Source organism: Flavobacterium difficile (assembly GCF_011392115.1).
Lineage (GTDB): Bacteria > Bacteroidota > Bacteroidia > Flavobacteriales > Flavobacteriaceae > Flavobacterium > Flavobacterium difficile.
Window position 1 is genome coordinate 113449 of record NZ_JAAJBT010000005.1, and the last position, 16404, is coordinate 129852.

Annotated in this window: 15 protein-coding genes; 9 read left to right on the forward strand and 6 right to left on the reverse strand. The window is 31.5% G+C overall.

From position 1 onward, the window contains the following. Window position 1 precedes the first annotated feature (1 nt). Window positions 2-838, forward strand: a complete 837-nt coding sequence (locus tag G4D72_RS09335; RefSeq protein ID WP_166077413.1) for a hypothetical protein — start codon at window positions 2-4, stop codon at window positions 836-838. A gap of 98 nt (window positions 839-936) precedes the next feature. Continuing rightward, complete coding sequence (locus G4D72_RS09340) at window positions 937-3123, forward strand: TonB-dependent receptor family protein (RefSeq protein ID WP_166077414.1); 2187 nt, start codon at window positions 937-939, stop codon at window positions 3121-3123. 34 nt (window positions 3124-3157) lie between these two features. On the opposite strand, the gene G4D72_RS09345 is transcribed toward G4D72_RS09340, so the two are convergent. Continuing rightward, complete coding sequence (locus G4D72_RS09345) at window positions 3158-3976, reverse strand: ZIP family metal transporter (protein ID WP_166077415.1); 819 nt, start codon at window positions 3974-3976, stop codon at window positions 3158-3160. A 52-nt stretch (window positions 3977-4028) separates the two neighbouring features. Then, a complete protein-coding gene (locus G4D72_RS09350) occupies window positions 4029-4676 on the reverse strand; it encodes a metal-dependent transcriptional regulator (protein ID WP_166077416.1) in 648 nt (215 codons plus the stop codon). An 86-nt stretch (window positions 4677-4762) separates the two neighbouring features. On the opposite strand from G4D72_RS09350, the gene G4D72_RS09355 reads away from it, so the two are divergent. Then, window positions 4763-6802 (forward strand): TonB-dependent receptor plug domain-containing protein, encoded by a 2040-nt coding sequence (locus G4D72_RS09355; RefSeq protein ID WP_166077417.1) that lies wholly within the window; start codon window positions 4763-4765, stop codon window positions 6800-6802. A 46-nt stretch (window positions 6803-6848) separates the two neighbouring features. Here the strand turns inward: G4D72_RS09355 and G4D72_RS09360 are convergent, their stop codons facing one another. Next, window positions 6849-7199, reverse strand: a complete 351-nt coding sequence (locus G4D72_RS09360; RefSeq protein ID WP_317165240.1) for a DUF6686 family protein — start codon at window positions 7197-7199, stop codon at window positions 6849-6851. Between the two features lie 495 nt (window positions 7200-7694). Between G4D72_RS09360 and G4D72_RS09365 the strand changes: the two genes are divergently transcribed. After that, entirely contained in the window at window positions 7695-8177 is a 483-nt protein-coding gene (locus G4D72_RS09365) for a PAS domain-containing protein (protein ID WP_166077420.1), read from the forward strand. Between the two features lie 49 nt (window positions 8178-8226). After that, complete coding sequence (locus G4D72_RS09370; protein WP_166077421.1) at window positions 8227-9363, forward strand: lycopene cyclase family protein; 1137 nt, start codon at window positions 8227-8229, stop codon at window positions 9361-9363. A 102-nt stretch (window positions 9364-9465) separates the two neighbouring features. Here G4D72_RS09370 and G4D72_RS09375 read toward each other — a convergent pair whose 3' ends face one another. Continuing rightward, entirely contained in the window at window positions 9466-10290 is an 825-nt protein-coding gene (locus G4D72_RS09375) for a hypothetical protein (protein ID WP_166077422.1), read from the reverse strand. A 147-nt stretch (window positions 10291-10437) separates the two neighbouring features. Between G4D72_RS09375 and G4D72_RS09380 the strand changes: the two genes are divergently transcribed. Next, a complete protein-coding gene (locus G4D72_RS09380; protein ID WP_166077423.1) occupies window positions 10438-10848 on the forward strand; it encodes a BrxA/BrxB family bacilliredoxin in 411 nt (136 codons plus the stop codon). A gap of 69 nt (window positions 10849-10917) precedes the next feature. Here the strand turns inward: G4D72_RS09380 and G4D72_RS09385 are convergent, their stop codons facing one another. Next, a complete protein-coding gene (locus tag G4D72_RS09385; RefSeq protein ID WP_166077424.1) occupies window positions 10918-11943 on the reverse strand; it encodes an NAD-dependent epimerase/dehydratase family protein in 1026 nt (341 codons plus the stop codon). A 134-nt stretch (window positions 11944-12077) separates the two neighbouring features. On the opposite strand from G4D72_RS09385, the gene asnS reads away from it, so the two are divergent. The 3 genes from asnS to G4D72_RS09400 all read left to right on the forward strand — a co-directional run bounded on the left by asnS (window position 12078) and on the right by G4D72_RS09400 (window position 15741). Beyond that, window positions 12078-13529, forward strand: coding sequence for an asparagine--tRNA ligase (gene asnS, locus G4D72_RS09390; RefSeq protein WP_166077425.1), 1452 nt, complete (start codon window positions 12078-12080; stop codon window positions 13527-13529). Between the two features lie 102 nt (window positions 13530-13631). Further along, window positions 13632-15101, forward strand: coding sequence for an RNA polymerase factor sigma-54 (gene rpoN, locus G4D72_RS09395; protein WP_166077426.1), 1470 nt, complete (start codon window positions 13632-13634; stop codon window positions 15099-15101). A 28-nt stretch (window positions 15102-15129) separates the two neighbouring features. After that, complete coding sequence (locus G4D72_RS09400; RefSeq protein ID WP_166077427.1) at window positions 15130-15741, forward strand: hypothetical protein; 612 nt, start codon at window positions 15130-15132, stop codon at window positions 15739-15741. On the opposite strand, the gene G4D72_RS09405 is transcribed toward G4D72_RS09400, so the two are convergent. Beyond that, window positions 15729-16391, reverse strand: coding sequence for a porin family protein (locus tag G4D72_RS09405; protein ID WP_166077428.1), 663 nt, complete (start codon window positions 16389-16391; stop codon window positions 15729-15731). The genes G4D72_RS09400 and G4D72_RS09405 overlap by 13 nt on opposite strands. Window positions 16392-16404: the final 13 nt, after the last annotated feature.

The window sequence follows — 16404 nt, forward strand, 5'->3', positions numbered from 1 at the left end:
TATGCTAAAAAACACCTTATTACTTGTACTTTTCTTTTTTTCAAGTAGTTTTTACGCTCAAAAAATTGATACATCTAAAAATGAATTAAAATCCGGAAAAGAAGATACGCGTCCGCCTTTACCAACTGAACCTGTAAATCACAATCCACCTTCAAACGCAAGAGAAAGTAATGATAATTTTGGCATTGGCGCCTTTTTTGTAGAACTTGGTTTTTACATCGGACTTTATGCTACCATTGGTGATTACCGAAATGAAGATCACTTGTATTTTCCTTTAACACCTCATCCCTATTTTGATGGAAAATCAGGAAATTACGAAAAAATTAATGATGAATCTGTACTTAAAAAACAACTTCGTTTTGATGTAGAAAATCACTTTCTGTATAGTAATAATGCTGCTTTTGGAAATCATCTAAAAGGAAAATTTCGACCTTTTCAGCATTTCTATTTACAAACCGATTACAGAGCTTTGATAGAACGAGACAAATTTGCTAAAACGACTTCACATTTATCTTTGTTTCAATTTAATTTCGGCTACGACCGATTGCGTTTTGAAAAATTCAATTTGGGTTGGACAATTGGAGCAACCTATATCGCTAACGATATTAACAAAGCCGGATTTTCGTATGGCTTAAATACTGATGTTTTCCCATTTAAAAAAATCAGTTTCAATAGCGCCATGATTTGGAGTAAAGTTAACGGAATGCCAGTAAACTCATTTGAATTTCGAGGAAAATATCATAAAAAAAATCACTTTTTCTCTATGGGATATGAAAATTTAAAAATAGCTTCACCAAGTTATAATTATGTTACATTGGGAGTTGGATCCTACTTTTAAACAAACAAATGTTAAATTTAGAATTTTCTTATTTTAAATTTGTCTAAATAAAAACCAAAAAGTAATTTTGCACGTAGATTTAATCTAAATAAAGCAAAATGAAAAAAATATTTTATGGATTTTTGGTCCTATCACAAATTAGTATCGCACAAGAACTACAACAAGATACCATCACTAAAATTCCAGAAATCTTAATTGAAAAACAAATACATACTCCGGAAAGAATGCCTGATGTTAAAAACAACATCATTTATTCAGGTAAAAAAAATGAAGTTTTAAAATTAGAAAACATTACAGCTAATGTGGCAAATAACAATGCCAGAGAGTTATTTTCAAGAGTTCCTGGTGTTACAGTTTGGGAATATGATGGTTCTGGTATACAAGTAAATGTTGCTACTAGAGGCTTAAATCCGAACAGAAGTTGGGAATTTAATACCCGTCAAAATGGTTACGATATTTCTTCTGATGTATTTGGTTATCCTGAAGCGTATTACAATCCTTCTTTTCAAGCTGTGGAAAAAATAGAGATTGTTAGAGGCGGCGCGGCACTACAATACGGACCTCAATTTGGTGGCTTGCTTAATTATGTACTAAAAAGAGAGAAAAATAAAAAGTTTTCCTACGAAACGCAAAACACATTAGGTAGCTATAACATGGTATCTACATATAATGCGATTGGTGGTACTATTGGAAAATTTTCTTATTACGTTTACAACGATTCCAAAAAAGGTGACGGCTGGAGAGAAAACTCAAGATACGACGTAAGAAACACACATGCATATTTAGGCTACCAATTTAATAAAAACACTTCTTTATCAGCAGAATACACAAATGCCGATTATACAGCCCAACAAGCTGGAGGTATATTAGATGCTGATTTACAAAACAACGGAAGAATATCCTACAGAGATAGAAACTGGTTTGGCGCACCTTGGAATTTAGCCAATATTACATTAGACACAAAAATAGCTGATCGATTAAGTTTAAATGTGAAAGCATTTGGATTAATTGGTGAAAGAAATAGTGTTGGCTTCTTAGGAAATATCAATGCGGCTGACCCACTTACTAATAGAGATGTAGCAAGAGATTTTTATAAGAACTTTGGAATTGAAACCAGAAGTGTTTTTAATTATTCTCTATTTAAACAAGAGCAAAACTTAGCTTTTGGTTTTAGAGCTTACAAAGCCGAAACGAACAGAAAACAAAACGGAAAAGGCACAACTGGATATGACTTCGATTTAAGTGTAGAAAATAATAAATTTAATAGAGATTTAGATTTTACAACTACAAACTTTGCTCTATTTGCAGAAAATTTATTTAAACTTTCAGACCAACTAAGCATTACTCCTGGAATCCGTTTAGAATCTATTAAAAATGAAATGGAAGGTCGATTCAATGTAGTGAGCGGAAACGATGTAATGGTTACTCCTGCTACTAATGAAAGAACGGTTTTATTAGCAGGTTTAGGGGCACAATATAATTTCGTATCCACTAATATTTATACTAATATTACTCAGGCGTACCGACCTGTTTTATTTGGCGATTTAACACCACCTGCCACAACTGATGTAATTGACAGTAATTTAAAAGACAACACTGGATATACTTTTGATTTAGGGTATCGAGGCGATTTATATAACTTTATTACTTTCGATGTAAGCTACTTTTACATGCAATACAATAATAGAATTGGAACTATTAGACGATTTATTAACGACGATCCCGCACAAGGAACTTTTCAATTCCGAACCAATTTAGGTGAAAGTGTTAACAAAGGATTTGAAGGTTATGTAGCAGTTGACATTTTTAAAGCAGCTAAACTTAAAAACGCAGGAAGTTTAGAAGTCTTCGGTACACTTTCATTTATTAATGCGAAATACACAAAAAATAAAGTGTATGCCGCTTCTGGTAGCACAATTACAGAAAGTGATTATGCGGGAAATCGTGTAGAGTACGCTCCAAAATACATTCACCAATTCGGAATTACTTATGGTTATAAAAACGTTTCGAGTACTTTCCAAAATAAAATTATGAGTGATGTATATACCAATGCGAAAAACGACATTACACCTTCGGCAAACGCTAATGATGGATTGATTCAAAAATATACGGTATATGATTGGTCGTTTAAACTGAACTTCTTAGAAAAATACAATATTAGAGGCGGAATAAACAATGTTTTCAATACAGCTTACGCAACAAGAAGAGCTGGTGGTTTTCCTGGACCAGGATTAATTCCAAATGAAGGAAGAACCGTTTACATAAGTTTAGGCGCTAAATTTTAAAAAATAAAAAGGGAAGTTTAATACTTCCCTTTTTTTATCCTAAAGCTACATCTAAACTCATCATTACAATAAAGCCTCCAATAAAACCTAACGTAGCAATATCTGTATTTTTATCTTGTTGCGTTTCTGGAATTACTTCTTCTACTACAACAAAAATCATCGCACCGGCTGCAAAAGCTAAAGCATAAGGTAAAATTGGTGTGAAAAATGTAACTGCAACAGCACCTAAAACTCCAGCTATTGGTTCTACAATTGCTGATGATTGTCCGTACATAAAACTTTTTCTTCGACTCATTCCCATTCTACGAAGTGGCATAGAAACGGCAATACCTTCAGGAAAATTCTGAATTCCAATACCGATTGCTAAAGTAACAGCACCAGCAATAGAAGCTTCTGGAATACCGGCCGCTACTCCACCAAATAAAACACCTACCGCTAAACCCTCAGGAATGTTGTGTAAGGTTATGGCCAAAACTAGTAAAGTAGTACGTTGCCAAGGCGACTTAATACCTTCCGTTTCTTTAAAATTAATATGTAAATGTGGTAAGGTTTTGTCTAAAGCAAATAAAAATAAAGCACCCATTAAAAAACCAACAGCTGCTGGAATAACTTTCGTGAAACCTTCACCTTTGCTCATTTCTATAGCTGGAGCTAATAAACTCCAATAACTAGCCGCCACCATAACACCACCAGTAAAACCTAACATGCCATCTAAAACTGCTCGATTCATAGTTTTAAAAAAGAAAACTAAGGAAGCACCAGCCGCAGTAACAATCCACGTAAACATGGTAGCATAAAAAGCAGCTAAAACTGGATCTATTCCTTCTAAATAATTTATTAAATCTTCATACATAGTACTATTTTTAATTGTTCAAATTTTAAAATTTATAAAATCTAATAGGTTATTATTTGACAAATAGGTTATTTGCAATTTTATCTGAAATGACTAAAACCGCATGATTAATTTCAATTTTAATGGTACCATCAAAAGCTTCTTTTTCCAAAACAGTAATATTTGTACCCAACGAAATTTGTTGTTTGTTTAAATATTGTAAAAAATCTACCGAAGTGTCTTTAACACCAACACAAGTAATGGTCGAACCAATTTCAATTTCAGAAAGTAATTGTTTAGCAATGGTTGGCATTTCTCCTTTAGCATTCGGAATAGGATCGCCATGAGGATCAAAACTCGGAAAATTTAAAAACTTATCTAATTGATTAATTAGTTTTTCTGAACGAATATGCTCTAATTCTTCTGCTACTTCATGCACCTCATCCCAAGCAAAACCTAATTTTTCAACTAAGAAAACTTCCCACAAACGATGATTTCTAACAATCATTTTCGCACTTAATTTGCCCTTTTCCGTTAAAAAAACACCTTGATATTTTTGATAGTTTACCAATTCTTTATCCGATAATTTTTTTAGCATATCCGTTACAGATGAAGCTTTTGTATCTAGCATTCCAGCAATAGCATTCGTATTCACTCCTTTTGGCGAAAGATTGGACAGATGATAAATTACCTTTAAATAGTTTTCTTCGGAAGTAGTCATAAAATATATTTCAACAAAAATAACAAATAATATTTCTAAAACACAAATAATATTTTTAGCTTTGTCTAAAAAATAAATTATTAAAATTGAAAAAAATATTTATAATACTCTTTTTTCCTTTAATTCTAACAGGACAAATAAAAGATACTATTGCCAAAAATTCGGATAAAGACATTGATGAAGTAGTTGTAACAGGCACTTTAAAACCCATTTCACGTCTTGAAACTCCTATTCCTGTTGAAATTTATTCGGCAACTTTCTTAAAGAAAAATCCAACTTCTAATATTTTTGAAGCGTTACAAAATGTAAATGGAGTACGTCCTCAATTAAATTGCAACATTTGTAATACGGGCGACATTCACATTAATGGTTTAGAAGGCCCCTATACAATGGTTACGATAGATGGAATGCCAATTGTAAGTGCACTTTCTACTGTTTATGGTTTATCTGGAATTCCGAATTCGTTAATTGATAGAATAGAAATTGTAAAAGGGCCAGCTTCTTCTTTATATGGCAGTGAAGCGGTTGGAGGATTGATTAATATTATCACCAAAAACGCCACTCAAGCTCCCATTTTTTCTGCAGATTTTTTTTCAACTTCATGGTTAGAAAATAATTTAGACTTGGGCTTCAAACAAAACATAAAGCACAAAGCAAATACATTAGTTGGTTTGAATTATTACAACTATAATTCACCTATTGACAACAATCATGATAATTTTACAGATGTAACCTTACAAGAACGAATTTCGATATTTAACAAATGGAATTTCATTAGAAAAAACAATAAAGTATTCACTTTAGCAGGCAGATTTTTCTATGAAGACCGTTGGGGCGGCGAGATGAATTGGAACAAATCGTATCGAGGAACAAATCAGGTTTATGGAGAAAGTATTTACACTTCTCGTCAGGAAGTAATAGGAAAATACGAATTGCCATTTACAGAAAAAATAGACCTATCCTTCTCAGTAACCAATCACAATCAAGATTCTTACTACGGAACCACTAAATATTTAGCCCAGCAACAAATTGGTTTCGGACAATTCACTTGGGATAAAAAAATGAGTAATCACGACTTTTTAATAGGAAGTGCGTATCGCTATCAGTTTTATAATGACAATACAACCGCAACCGTAAAACCAGAAAGAACTCATATTTTTAGTGTTTTTGGTCAAGATGAAATTAAGTTAGCAAAAATGCACAGTGTTTTATTAGGAAGTCGATTGGATTACAATAACAATCACGGCTACATTTATACGCCAAGAATAGCTTACAAGTGGAAATTTTCAGATTCGGATATTTTTAGAATAAATACTGGAACTGGCTTTAGAGTGGTGAATTTATTTACAGAAGAACATGCAGCACTTACGGGTTCTAGAGACGTAATTGTAACCGAAGATTTAAAACCTGAAAAATCGTATAATGTAAATGTGAATTATATGAAAAAGATACGATTTGAAAATGCATCTTCATTAGGTATTGATATTTCTGGTTGGTATACGTATTTTTCAAATCAAATTATTCCCGATTACGACAGCAATCCGAATCAAATTATTTACAAAAATTTGAATGGCTTTTCGGAATCAAAAGGAATGAGTATGAATGTGGATTATATGTCGAATTTTGGATTAAAAGCTAATATTGGAGCTAGTGTATTAGAAAGTAAAAACACAAGAAACGGCATCTCTACAACTCCAATTTTAACAGAAAAATTTAGCGCCAATTGGGCCATAACTTATGAACTTTTAGACTTAGGCTTATCCTTTGATTACACAGGAAATGTATATGGCCCCATGCGATTGCCTTTATTGAGTGACTTAGACCCAAGAAGAGCTATTTCGCCGATTTGGAGTATTCAAAACATACAAGCAACATACAAACGAGACAATAAATTTGAATTGTATGGAGGAATTAAAAACTTATTAAATTGGTCACCAAATAAAAAAAACGCCTTTTTAATTGCCAGACCAAATGATCCGTTTGATGAAAACGTACAATTTGACGGAAATGGAAATGCAATTGCCACGCCAGAAAATCCGTATGCATTAACCTTCGATCCTTCTTATACCTATGCACCCAATCAGGGAATTAGGTTTTTTTTAGGAGTTAGGTATTATTTAAAATAAAAAAGCCCATTTTAAAAACAGGCTTTCTACAGTATAACTCTAAATATTAATTTAAACTAATCTTACCATCTAAATCTTTAAAGGTTAAAAAGCCTTTGTTTTCTGAATCAAAATCGAGTAAACTTAACAGTTCAAACAATTCGTACCTGTCAATTAAAATGATAAAATTTTTCTGTAACGTAGGAATTGGAATCTTCTTCCTGTAAATAGAATTTTCATATTCGTTTTCCCAATAATTAATGTCTACTTTTCGTAAAAAATCTTTAAATGTTTCTAATTCGATTTTATCCAAACTAAAATGAAGATTATTAAAACTCAATTGGAACTTTTTGCAATGATTCATGTAAATTAAAATCCCATTTTTAGTTTCTTTAACTTTTGTAAAATTGCAACACATACTACACTTATTTAAATTAAACAGCAAAAACAGACTCTAGATTTGAAGTAAATTAATTCATAAGTTTTTTAATAAAAGAAAACTAAAAACTAAAATCTGATACAAATATATGTTATTTTTATTTATTCTAAATTAATATAAAAGAAAAATTTAAAATATATTAGTGTTTTTTTTACAATTACCTTTAAAAATTCTAGAACAAAAGTTAAAATTGACATTAAAACGATTAAGCATCTATTCTAAGCATTGATTTTCTGTTTTATTTGCTACTTTTACCAAGAAATACAAGCATAAGACAAAAATTTCATCGCTTATCAATAGTAATTTAATGAAAAACTTGTGCTTTTTTGTAACTGAATTTTTACTTGATATTGAAACAGTTGCATAGTATTAAATAATAAACGCATCACGAAAATGTATTAATTAATATTTTTCTTCATAAGCATTTATTTAAAAAATAGTAATTCATTTTCATAATATTTTAAACGAATCAAAATGTTTCATCGTTACGACTTAGCTTGGGAAAAATACCAGAAAAGCTTAAAACTTCTACCATTACCTATTGTATCTTGGGATTTTTACCAACAGCTACCTAATGAAATCAAAACGATAGAAAGCATACAAGAAAGTTGGACTGAAAAAATAAACTTCGCTAAAGACATAGCTAATAAATCTGTAATTATCACAGATAGCAGTTTAAAAATCATATATGTAACTCCAGAAATTGCAAAATTAACAGGTTACTCATCAAGAGAAATAGTTGGAAATACACCTAAAATGTTTCAAGGTAATTTAACAGATGTAGCTACCAGAAATAAAATTAGAGAAGCCGTTAAAAACCAACATCCTTTTAAAGAAATTGTAATTAATTATAAAAAAGACGGCACAAGCTATAAATGCGAAATTGAAGCGTATCCAAAATTTGATGCTAACAACAACTTAGTACATTACATAGCATTTGAAAAAATAGCTTCATAAGTTAATTATACCTTTTTTAAAATCACTCAAAAGCAGTACTTTTGAAGCTATGAATCACTATCATTATATTTTTACAGGAAACGGATTATCAGCTTTATTAACCCTTTTTGAAATGATTCAATCTGGGCAATTTTCTGATAAAAAAATATTGTTGATCGATGCTGACACTAAAAACAAAAACGACAGAACTTGGTGTTTTTGGGATTCCGAAAATTGGTTTGATGAAATTAGTACTAAAAAATGGAACTTAGCTTGGTTTAAAAACAACCACTTTACCAACCAATTAAATTTGAAGCCCTACGAGTACAAAATGCTTCGAAGTGCCGATTTTTATAAGTTGATTTTTGATGAAATTGCCAAACATCAAAACATAGAAATTATTCAAGATACTGTTACTGATTTTTCAGAGTTAGGAAACCATTGTGTCGTAAAAACGAAAAGTAAATCGTTTACATGTACTCAAATTTTCAATAGTATATATAATCCCGAACTAGTAAAATCGCAAACAAAATTCCCTTTAGTACAACAACATTTTGTAGGCTGGTTTATTAAAAGCAAACAAGCAGTTTTTACAGAAAACTGTCCGACTTTCATGGATTTTTCTGTCGAACAAAAAGGCAACACTCGCTTTATGTATGTGTTACCAACTTCTCCAAAAGAAGCTTTATTGGAATATACTTTATTTTCTAAAGATGTATTGCCGAAAAATGAATACGAAACCGAAATTGAAAATTACATTCAACAATTAGGAATCACCGAATTTGAAATCGTAGAAAAAGAACAAGGAAATATTCCTATGACTTGTTTTCCGTTTTGGAAAAATAACAGCAAAAACATCATAAACATTGGTTCTGCCGGTGGTTGGAGTAAAGCCAGCACAGGGTATACCTTTAAAAATTCAGTAAAAAAAGCTAAAAAACTTGTCGCTTTTTTAAAAACGGGAAACGACTTTACCAATTTTCATAAAATCAATAAATTTTGGCTGTACGATTTATTATTGATTGATATTTTATATCTAACCAATCAACACGGAAGTGCTATATTCTCAAGTATGTTTAAAACTGGAAAAGCGGCCTTAATTTTTAAATTCTTAGATGAAGAAACCTCTTTTTGGGAAGATTTACAAGTCATTTGGATGTGTCCGAAAGGATTGTTTATAAAGGCTTTGTTGAAGCGAATCTTATAGCTAGTATTTTTAAAACGAATTCTCAAATTAAAAAAAGTTTTTCTTTACGATTCTATTTTTTTTAAAATCCAAGCAATAATTCGGCAATTCTCAGCTAAATTATTATTCTTCCAAAAAATTCTTATTTACCAATTTTATATTTGTGTAAAAATTGTTCTTATCGGTAAAAGTCGCTCCTTTTTCATCGAATCGTTTGAATGTAAAATCTCGAAGTTTTTCTTCAATACTTAACGATTTTAAAACCATCTTGTTTTTTACAATTTCAAAATTCATGGCTACTTTTTCTCTTTGGTAAATCCAATTAGAAGTGAATTTATGATTTTTACCAATACTTTCTTCACTGGTATAAAAAAACGGATAAGGTTCTTGTGTTTCGTAATTCAATTGTAATAAATTGAAATTCTTATCCACAATAAAACTACCTTTATAAAATCCTTTAGATTCGAAAGTGACTAATAATTCATCATTCTCTAACCAATCTCTTGTATAAGTATACCCTCTAGGATGTGAGAAAAAATCGAGTTCAGCAGTAGTTAAATTTTTTCGAATAGGATAACCCGAAAGCCAGCCAATTGGCGATTCTTCTGCCGAATAATTCTGGAAAATCTCTTTGAAGTTAGAAAACCAATTTTCTTTATTTTCAATTACATTCTTTTTAGAAAACGTATTATTAAAATTAGTAATTTTTAAAATTTGTTCTTCCGTTCTATTGATAATCGTATCCGAATTTTTCAAATTTATTTGACGCAAATCGAACACAAAACTTGTAGTATCTGTTTTCTTAAGTAATTGCTTATTTAATTTTTTTAGAATTGTAGCAATTTTTGGTTTACTTTTTATACTAACCGTTTCAATTTCTGCATCTTTTAAATCTTGAGCAAAAGAAAATGAAGTAACACTTAAAAAAAGAAGAATAATATATTTCATAAAATCATTTAATGTTGCAAATATAAAATAGAAATTCAGGATTTCATTAAATTTATCTAACGATAACAAATCTTTATGATAAGTTTATATGTGTAAAGCTAAAAACTTTGTAAATTTGTACTTTATAACGTTATAAAATACAAAAATATGTATCCAGAAGAAATGGTAAAACCCATGCGTGCAGAATTATCTGATGCTGGTTTTCAAGATTTATATTCAGCTGAAACAGTTGAACAAGCAATTAGCAAAGAAGGAACCACTTTAGTAGTTGTAAATTCAGTTTGTGGTTGTGCCGCAAGAAATGCACGTCCAGGTGCCAAAATGAGTTTAGACAATGCAAAAAAACCTAGTAATTTAGTTACTGTATTTGCTGGTGTAGACAAAGAAGCTGTAGACAAAGCGAGAGAACACATGTTCCCTTTTCCTCCATCTTCGCCTTGTATGGCTTTATTTAAAAATGGAGAATTGGTTCACATGTTAGAGCGCCATCATATTGAAGGTCGCCCAGCAGAATTAATTGCAGAAAACTTAAAAGACGCTTACAACGAATTTTGCTAATAAACTATTTGCAACTTATAAAAACCGCTGAATCAGCGGTTTTTTTATTTAATTAAAAACTCAATTGACTTAAAAAGATTGTATTACTTTTTTCAAAAACACATTCTTGTCTAAAAACTCAAAATTAATTACCTTTTTTATTTTACTGGTGTCGTGAATTTCTTCATTAAATAGCGAATTAATGGTAGCTTTCGTTAACATTCGATTTCTAAATAACAAAGTCGCAAAAATAAATTCCAAAATACGTGCGATTTGAACTTGCCATTTTTTGACCAAATATTTCGGTTTTTTAACCCTTTTGTCATTCTGACCCGAAACTTCGGGATTGTTCAGAATGTCAGCAATACTATCAAATAATTCTTTATAGGTAACATCTTGACTAACTAAGATAAATCTTTCACCAGAAATAGTACTTTTCATTAAAGCAGTCATGGCTTTAACCACATCTTCAACCGAAACAATTCCAATTTTCCCCAAAGTGTAAAACAATTGTCCGGCTTTGATGTTTTGGATAAATAAGCTACTGCCTTCATTTGGAAAACCAGCACCGAAAATCACACCTGGATTCACAATCACCACGTCTAGGCCTTCTTGAAAGCCTCGCCAAACTTCCATTTCAGCACCAAATTTCGAAATCGAATAATCGCTTCTTACGGCTTCACTATTTCTCTCAGTTTCTTCGTTGACAATTAAATTATGCTCTGTTCCGTTTCCTAAAGCGGCAATCGAACTCACATAACACAATTTTTTAATATTTTTTGAAAGAGAAATATTAACCACATTAGCAGTTCCAACAATATTATTTTGATAGAGTTGGTCTTCGTCATTCGGATTAAAAGAAACCAACGCTGCACAATGATATACATATGAAACATCTGAAAAAGCCATTTCAAGCGCTGGAATATCTAAAATATCCGCTTGAACCCAATCGATTTTTTCAAATTCAGCAAGTTGATTTTCTTTTTGGAAAAAATTTTTAATGTGTTGTAGTTTTTTTTCTGATCTATATATGGCACGAATTGCCTCCTTTTCTTGAGAAAGATGCAACAATAAATGAAAACCCACTAAACCTGTTCCGCCTGTAACTAAAATCATTTCGTAAAATTAGAAAATTACGATTAATAATAGAATTTAAATTCATAAAACTTCTTAAAATAAAGTACAAAATCACATTTCTAAAACTCAATAATTCGCACTATATTTGCACTTTAAATGAATTTTAGCAAAAGATGAAGAAGCACATTAGAATAATAGATTTATTAGAAAACACGAAAACGTTACAAGAAGTCAACGCAAAAGGTTGGGTAAGAACATTTAGAAACAATCAATTTATTGCACTAAATGACGGTTCAACTCTTAACAATATTCAGTGTGTGGTGGATTTTGAAAACACACCTGAAGAAACTTTAAAACGAATTACTACTGGAGCGGCCATTTCTGTTATTGGAACTTTAGTGGAAAGTCAAGGTGCAGGTCAGAAAGTAGAAATTCAAGTTACTAAACTAGAAATTTTGGGTGATTCTGATGCGGAGAAATTCCCAATTCAACCTAAAAACAAACCAAGTTTAGATTTTCTAAGAGAACATGCTCATTTACGTACCAGAACCAATTTGTTTGGAGCGATTATGCGTGTGCGTTCTACGTTGTCTTTCGCGGTGCATAAATATTTTCAAGAAAAAGGATTTGTATATGTAAATACGCCAATTATCACAGGTTCAGATGCAGAAGGTGCTGGAGAAATGTTTCAAGTATCAGCTTTACCATTTGACAATACGCCAAGAACTGAAGACGGAAAGGTAAACTACAAAGAAGACTTTTTCGGAAAACAAACGAATCTTACCGTTTCTGGACAGTTAGAAGCAGAAACGTATGCGATGTCTTTAGGTCAGGTATATACATTCGGACCAACGTTCCGTGCAGAGAATTCAAATACGTCTCGTCATTTGGCTGAATTTTGGATGATTGAACCTGAAGTAGCATTCAATGATTTAGCAGCGAATATGGATTTAGCAGAAGATTTTATTCAGAATGTAATTAAATACACTTTGGAAAAATGTTCAGAAGATTTAAAATTCTTAGAAAACCGTTTAATCGAAGAAGAAAAAAGCAAACCTCAAGCAGAACGTAGTGAAATGACGTTGTTAGAGAAATTGAATTTCGTTTTAGAAAACAATTTCAAACGTGTTTCTTATACAGAAGCGATTGATATTTTAAAGAATTCAAAACCAAATAAAAATAAGAAATTCCAATATTTAATTGACGAATGGGGTGCCGACTTACAATCGGAGCACGAGCGTTTCTTAGTGGAAAAACATTTCAAATGTCCGGTAATTTTATTCGATTATCCTGCGAAAATTAAAGCGTTTTACATGCGTTTAAATGACGGAACAGAACCAGGAAAAGAAACCGTAAGAGCCATGGATATCTTATTCCCAGGAATTGGAGAAATTGTTGGAGGTTCACAAAGAGAGGAACGTTTAGACGTTTTAATCGAAAAAATGAAAGTTTTAGGAATTGAAGAAGAAGAATTATGGTGGTATTTAGATACACGTAGATTCGGAACAGCAGTTCATTCAGGTTTCGGATTAGGTTTCGAAAGATTGGTGTTATTCGTAACCGGTATGACCAATATCCGTGACGTTATTCCTTTCCCAAGAACGCCAGATAACGCAGAATTTTAAAAAAAACAGTTTAGAAGTTTAAAAAGTTTAGAAGTTTAGAAGGTTTATACACGATGCCTTTTAAACTTATAAACGATTAAACACTTAAACCATAAACACGATATGCTTAAACACAGTTTAAATTTCAAATTATCGCAGAAATTATCTCCACAACAAATTCAGTTGATGAAGTTAATTCAATTGCCTACGCAAGCTTTTGAGCAACGTTTGCAAGAAGAAATGGTTGAAAATCCCGCTTTAGAAGGAAGTTTAAATGACAATAACGAATCGTTAGATGATTATAATGACGCGTCTAATGACGACAATTACGATGATTATGACAACGATCAAATTGATACAGGTGATATCAATATTGATGAGTATTTAAGCAACGACGAAACGCCAGATTACAAATACCAAAGCAATAATTATAGCGATGACGACGAAGACAGAAGCATGCCGATGCAAGCACAAGTAAGTTTTCATCAAGATTTAATCAATCAGTTAAATACGTTTATCCTTACTGAAGATGATCGAGAAATTGCTGAATTTTTAGTAGGAAGTATCGAAGATTCTGGATACATCAGAAGAACCATTCAGGATATTGTAGACGATATGGCCTTCACACAAGGAGTTTATACCGATGAAAAAACGGTTGAAAGAATCTTACACGTAGTACAGCAATTAGAACCCTCTGGTGTAGGCGCTAGAGATTTACAAGAATGTTTGTTAATTCAGTTGAAACATAAAACGCCTACTGAATCGGTAAATTTAGCAATTACAATAATTGAAAAACAATTTGATGCTTTTACCAAGAAGCATTACGATAAATTATTACAAAAATTCGATTGTACGAAAGAACAATTGAAAAAAGCCATTGATGAAATTGAAAAACTAAATCCGAAACCAGGAGGAAGTTATGATAGTAACAGCAGAATGGTAGAACATGTTGTCCCCGATTTCACGATTCGTATTGTTGATGGCGAATTAGAACTACTTTTAAACGGCAGAAATGCTCCAGAATTGCACGTATCTAAAGACTATCAAGAAATGTTGCAAACGTATAAAGTGTCTAGCGATAAATCGAATTCTCAAAAAGATGCGGTGCAGTTTATCAAACAGAAATTAGATTCTGCCAAATGGTTTATCGATGCGATTAAACAACGCCAAGAGACATTATTTGTAACCATGAATGCGATCATGTATTTTCAACAAGAATATTTCTTAGATGGCGAAGAATCGAAGTTAAAACCGATGATTCTGAAAGATATTGCCGATATGATTGGTTTAGATATTTCAACCATTTCTCGTGTGGCCAATAGTAAATATGTAGACACGCCTTACGGAACAAAATTAATCAAAGAATTTTTCTCTGAAGCGATGAAAAACGACCAAGGAGAAGATGTTTCTACGATTGAAATTAAAAACATTCTAGAACGCGTTATTGCGGAAGAAGACAAAAGCAAACCTCTACCAGATGAGGACTTAGCTGCTATGTTAAAAGAAAAAGGTTTTCCAATTGCCAGAAGAACCATTGCAAAATACAGAGAACAATTAGACATACCTGTAGCGCGATTGAGAAAAAAAATGTAGTTTTAAAAATTTTCTAAACGTATTAAAATTGAAAACAAAATATCTATTAGTTCCGTTTTCATACATTTTTCATCCCATTTTTATTTCTATTTATGGTGCTTTTTTGTATTTTTTATTTACAAAAAATTTAAAGTTAACCACAGAAGTTTATTTATCGATCTTTCAAATTTTTATCTTAACTATATTACTACCCATTTGCTTTTACACGTTACTAAAAACTTTAAAAGTAGTAAAATCGTTTACTGAAGCCACAATTGAAGAAAGAAAATACCCTATTTTTATACAAATTTTACTTTTATATTGCTTGCTAAATTTCACCATTTTAGACATACATTTTCCCGAACTTTACAAGTTTTTTCAAGCGGGATTACTAAGTTCTTTTTTAGCTTTTATATTGGTGCTTATACGATTTAAAGCAAGTTTACACATGATCGGTTGCACATCCTTATTTACTTTTATAATGATGTTAACCAGTTATTTAGAAATCGAAGCTACTTACACGCTAGCCTATTTAATAATGTGTATGGGTTTTGTTGCTTCATCTCGTTTATATATGAAAGCCCACACACCCTTTGAGTTAATTATTGGAATACTAATTGGTGGGGTTCCACAAGTGTTATTATGGTTTTACAGTATATAAAACTGAAACCCAATATTAAAATTACTAATTTTTGAACCGTCTTTAAAAATTGGATTTAAGCCATAATATATATAGGGGTTCCAAGTGTTAAATCCGACAGAAATATAAGCACCATATTGCCAACGATTGATTTCGTCTGAAATGGATTCTTTTGTACTTCCGGTAGAAGATTCAATTTTCAACTTAGAATTAAAAACATAAGTTGCTTTAAAACCAGTGTGTATTCTCCAAAAAATATGACTTGTTGGCGTGGCATTTCTCCAGCGCACTTCAAGCGGAAATTCAATACCGTGTGTAGTAATTACTGTACGAATATTCTCTGCAGGAACAATAATATCGCTACCCGCAAGTTCATCTGAATTAATAAATTGCTTAATGTTATTATAGGAATAGCCTAATCCGGGTGCTATCGCCCAATGCCTGTTTTTTGAAATCGGAAAATCTCTTAAAAAACCAAAGGTGATACCTGGCGAAAATGAAAATTGCTTAAAACCAGCTGGACGGTTTTGAACTAAATTATAACTTAAAGACGCATAAAATTGGTCTTCTCTGAACAGTGAATCTATTTCAATTGTCTTAACTTCCTGTGGAAGTGTTTCTTGTGAAAAACAAAAAAAAGGCATCCATAAAAAAAACAAAACTTTTTTCATCACTATATTATTT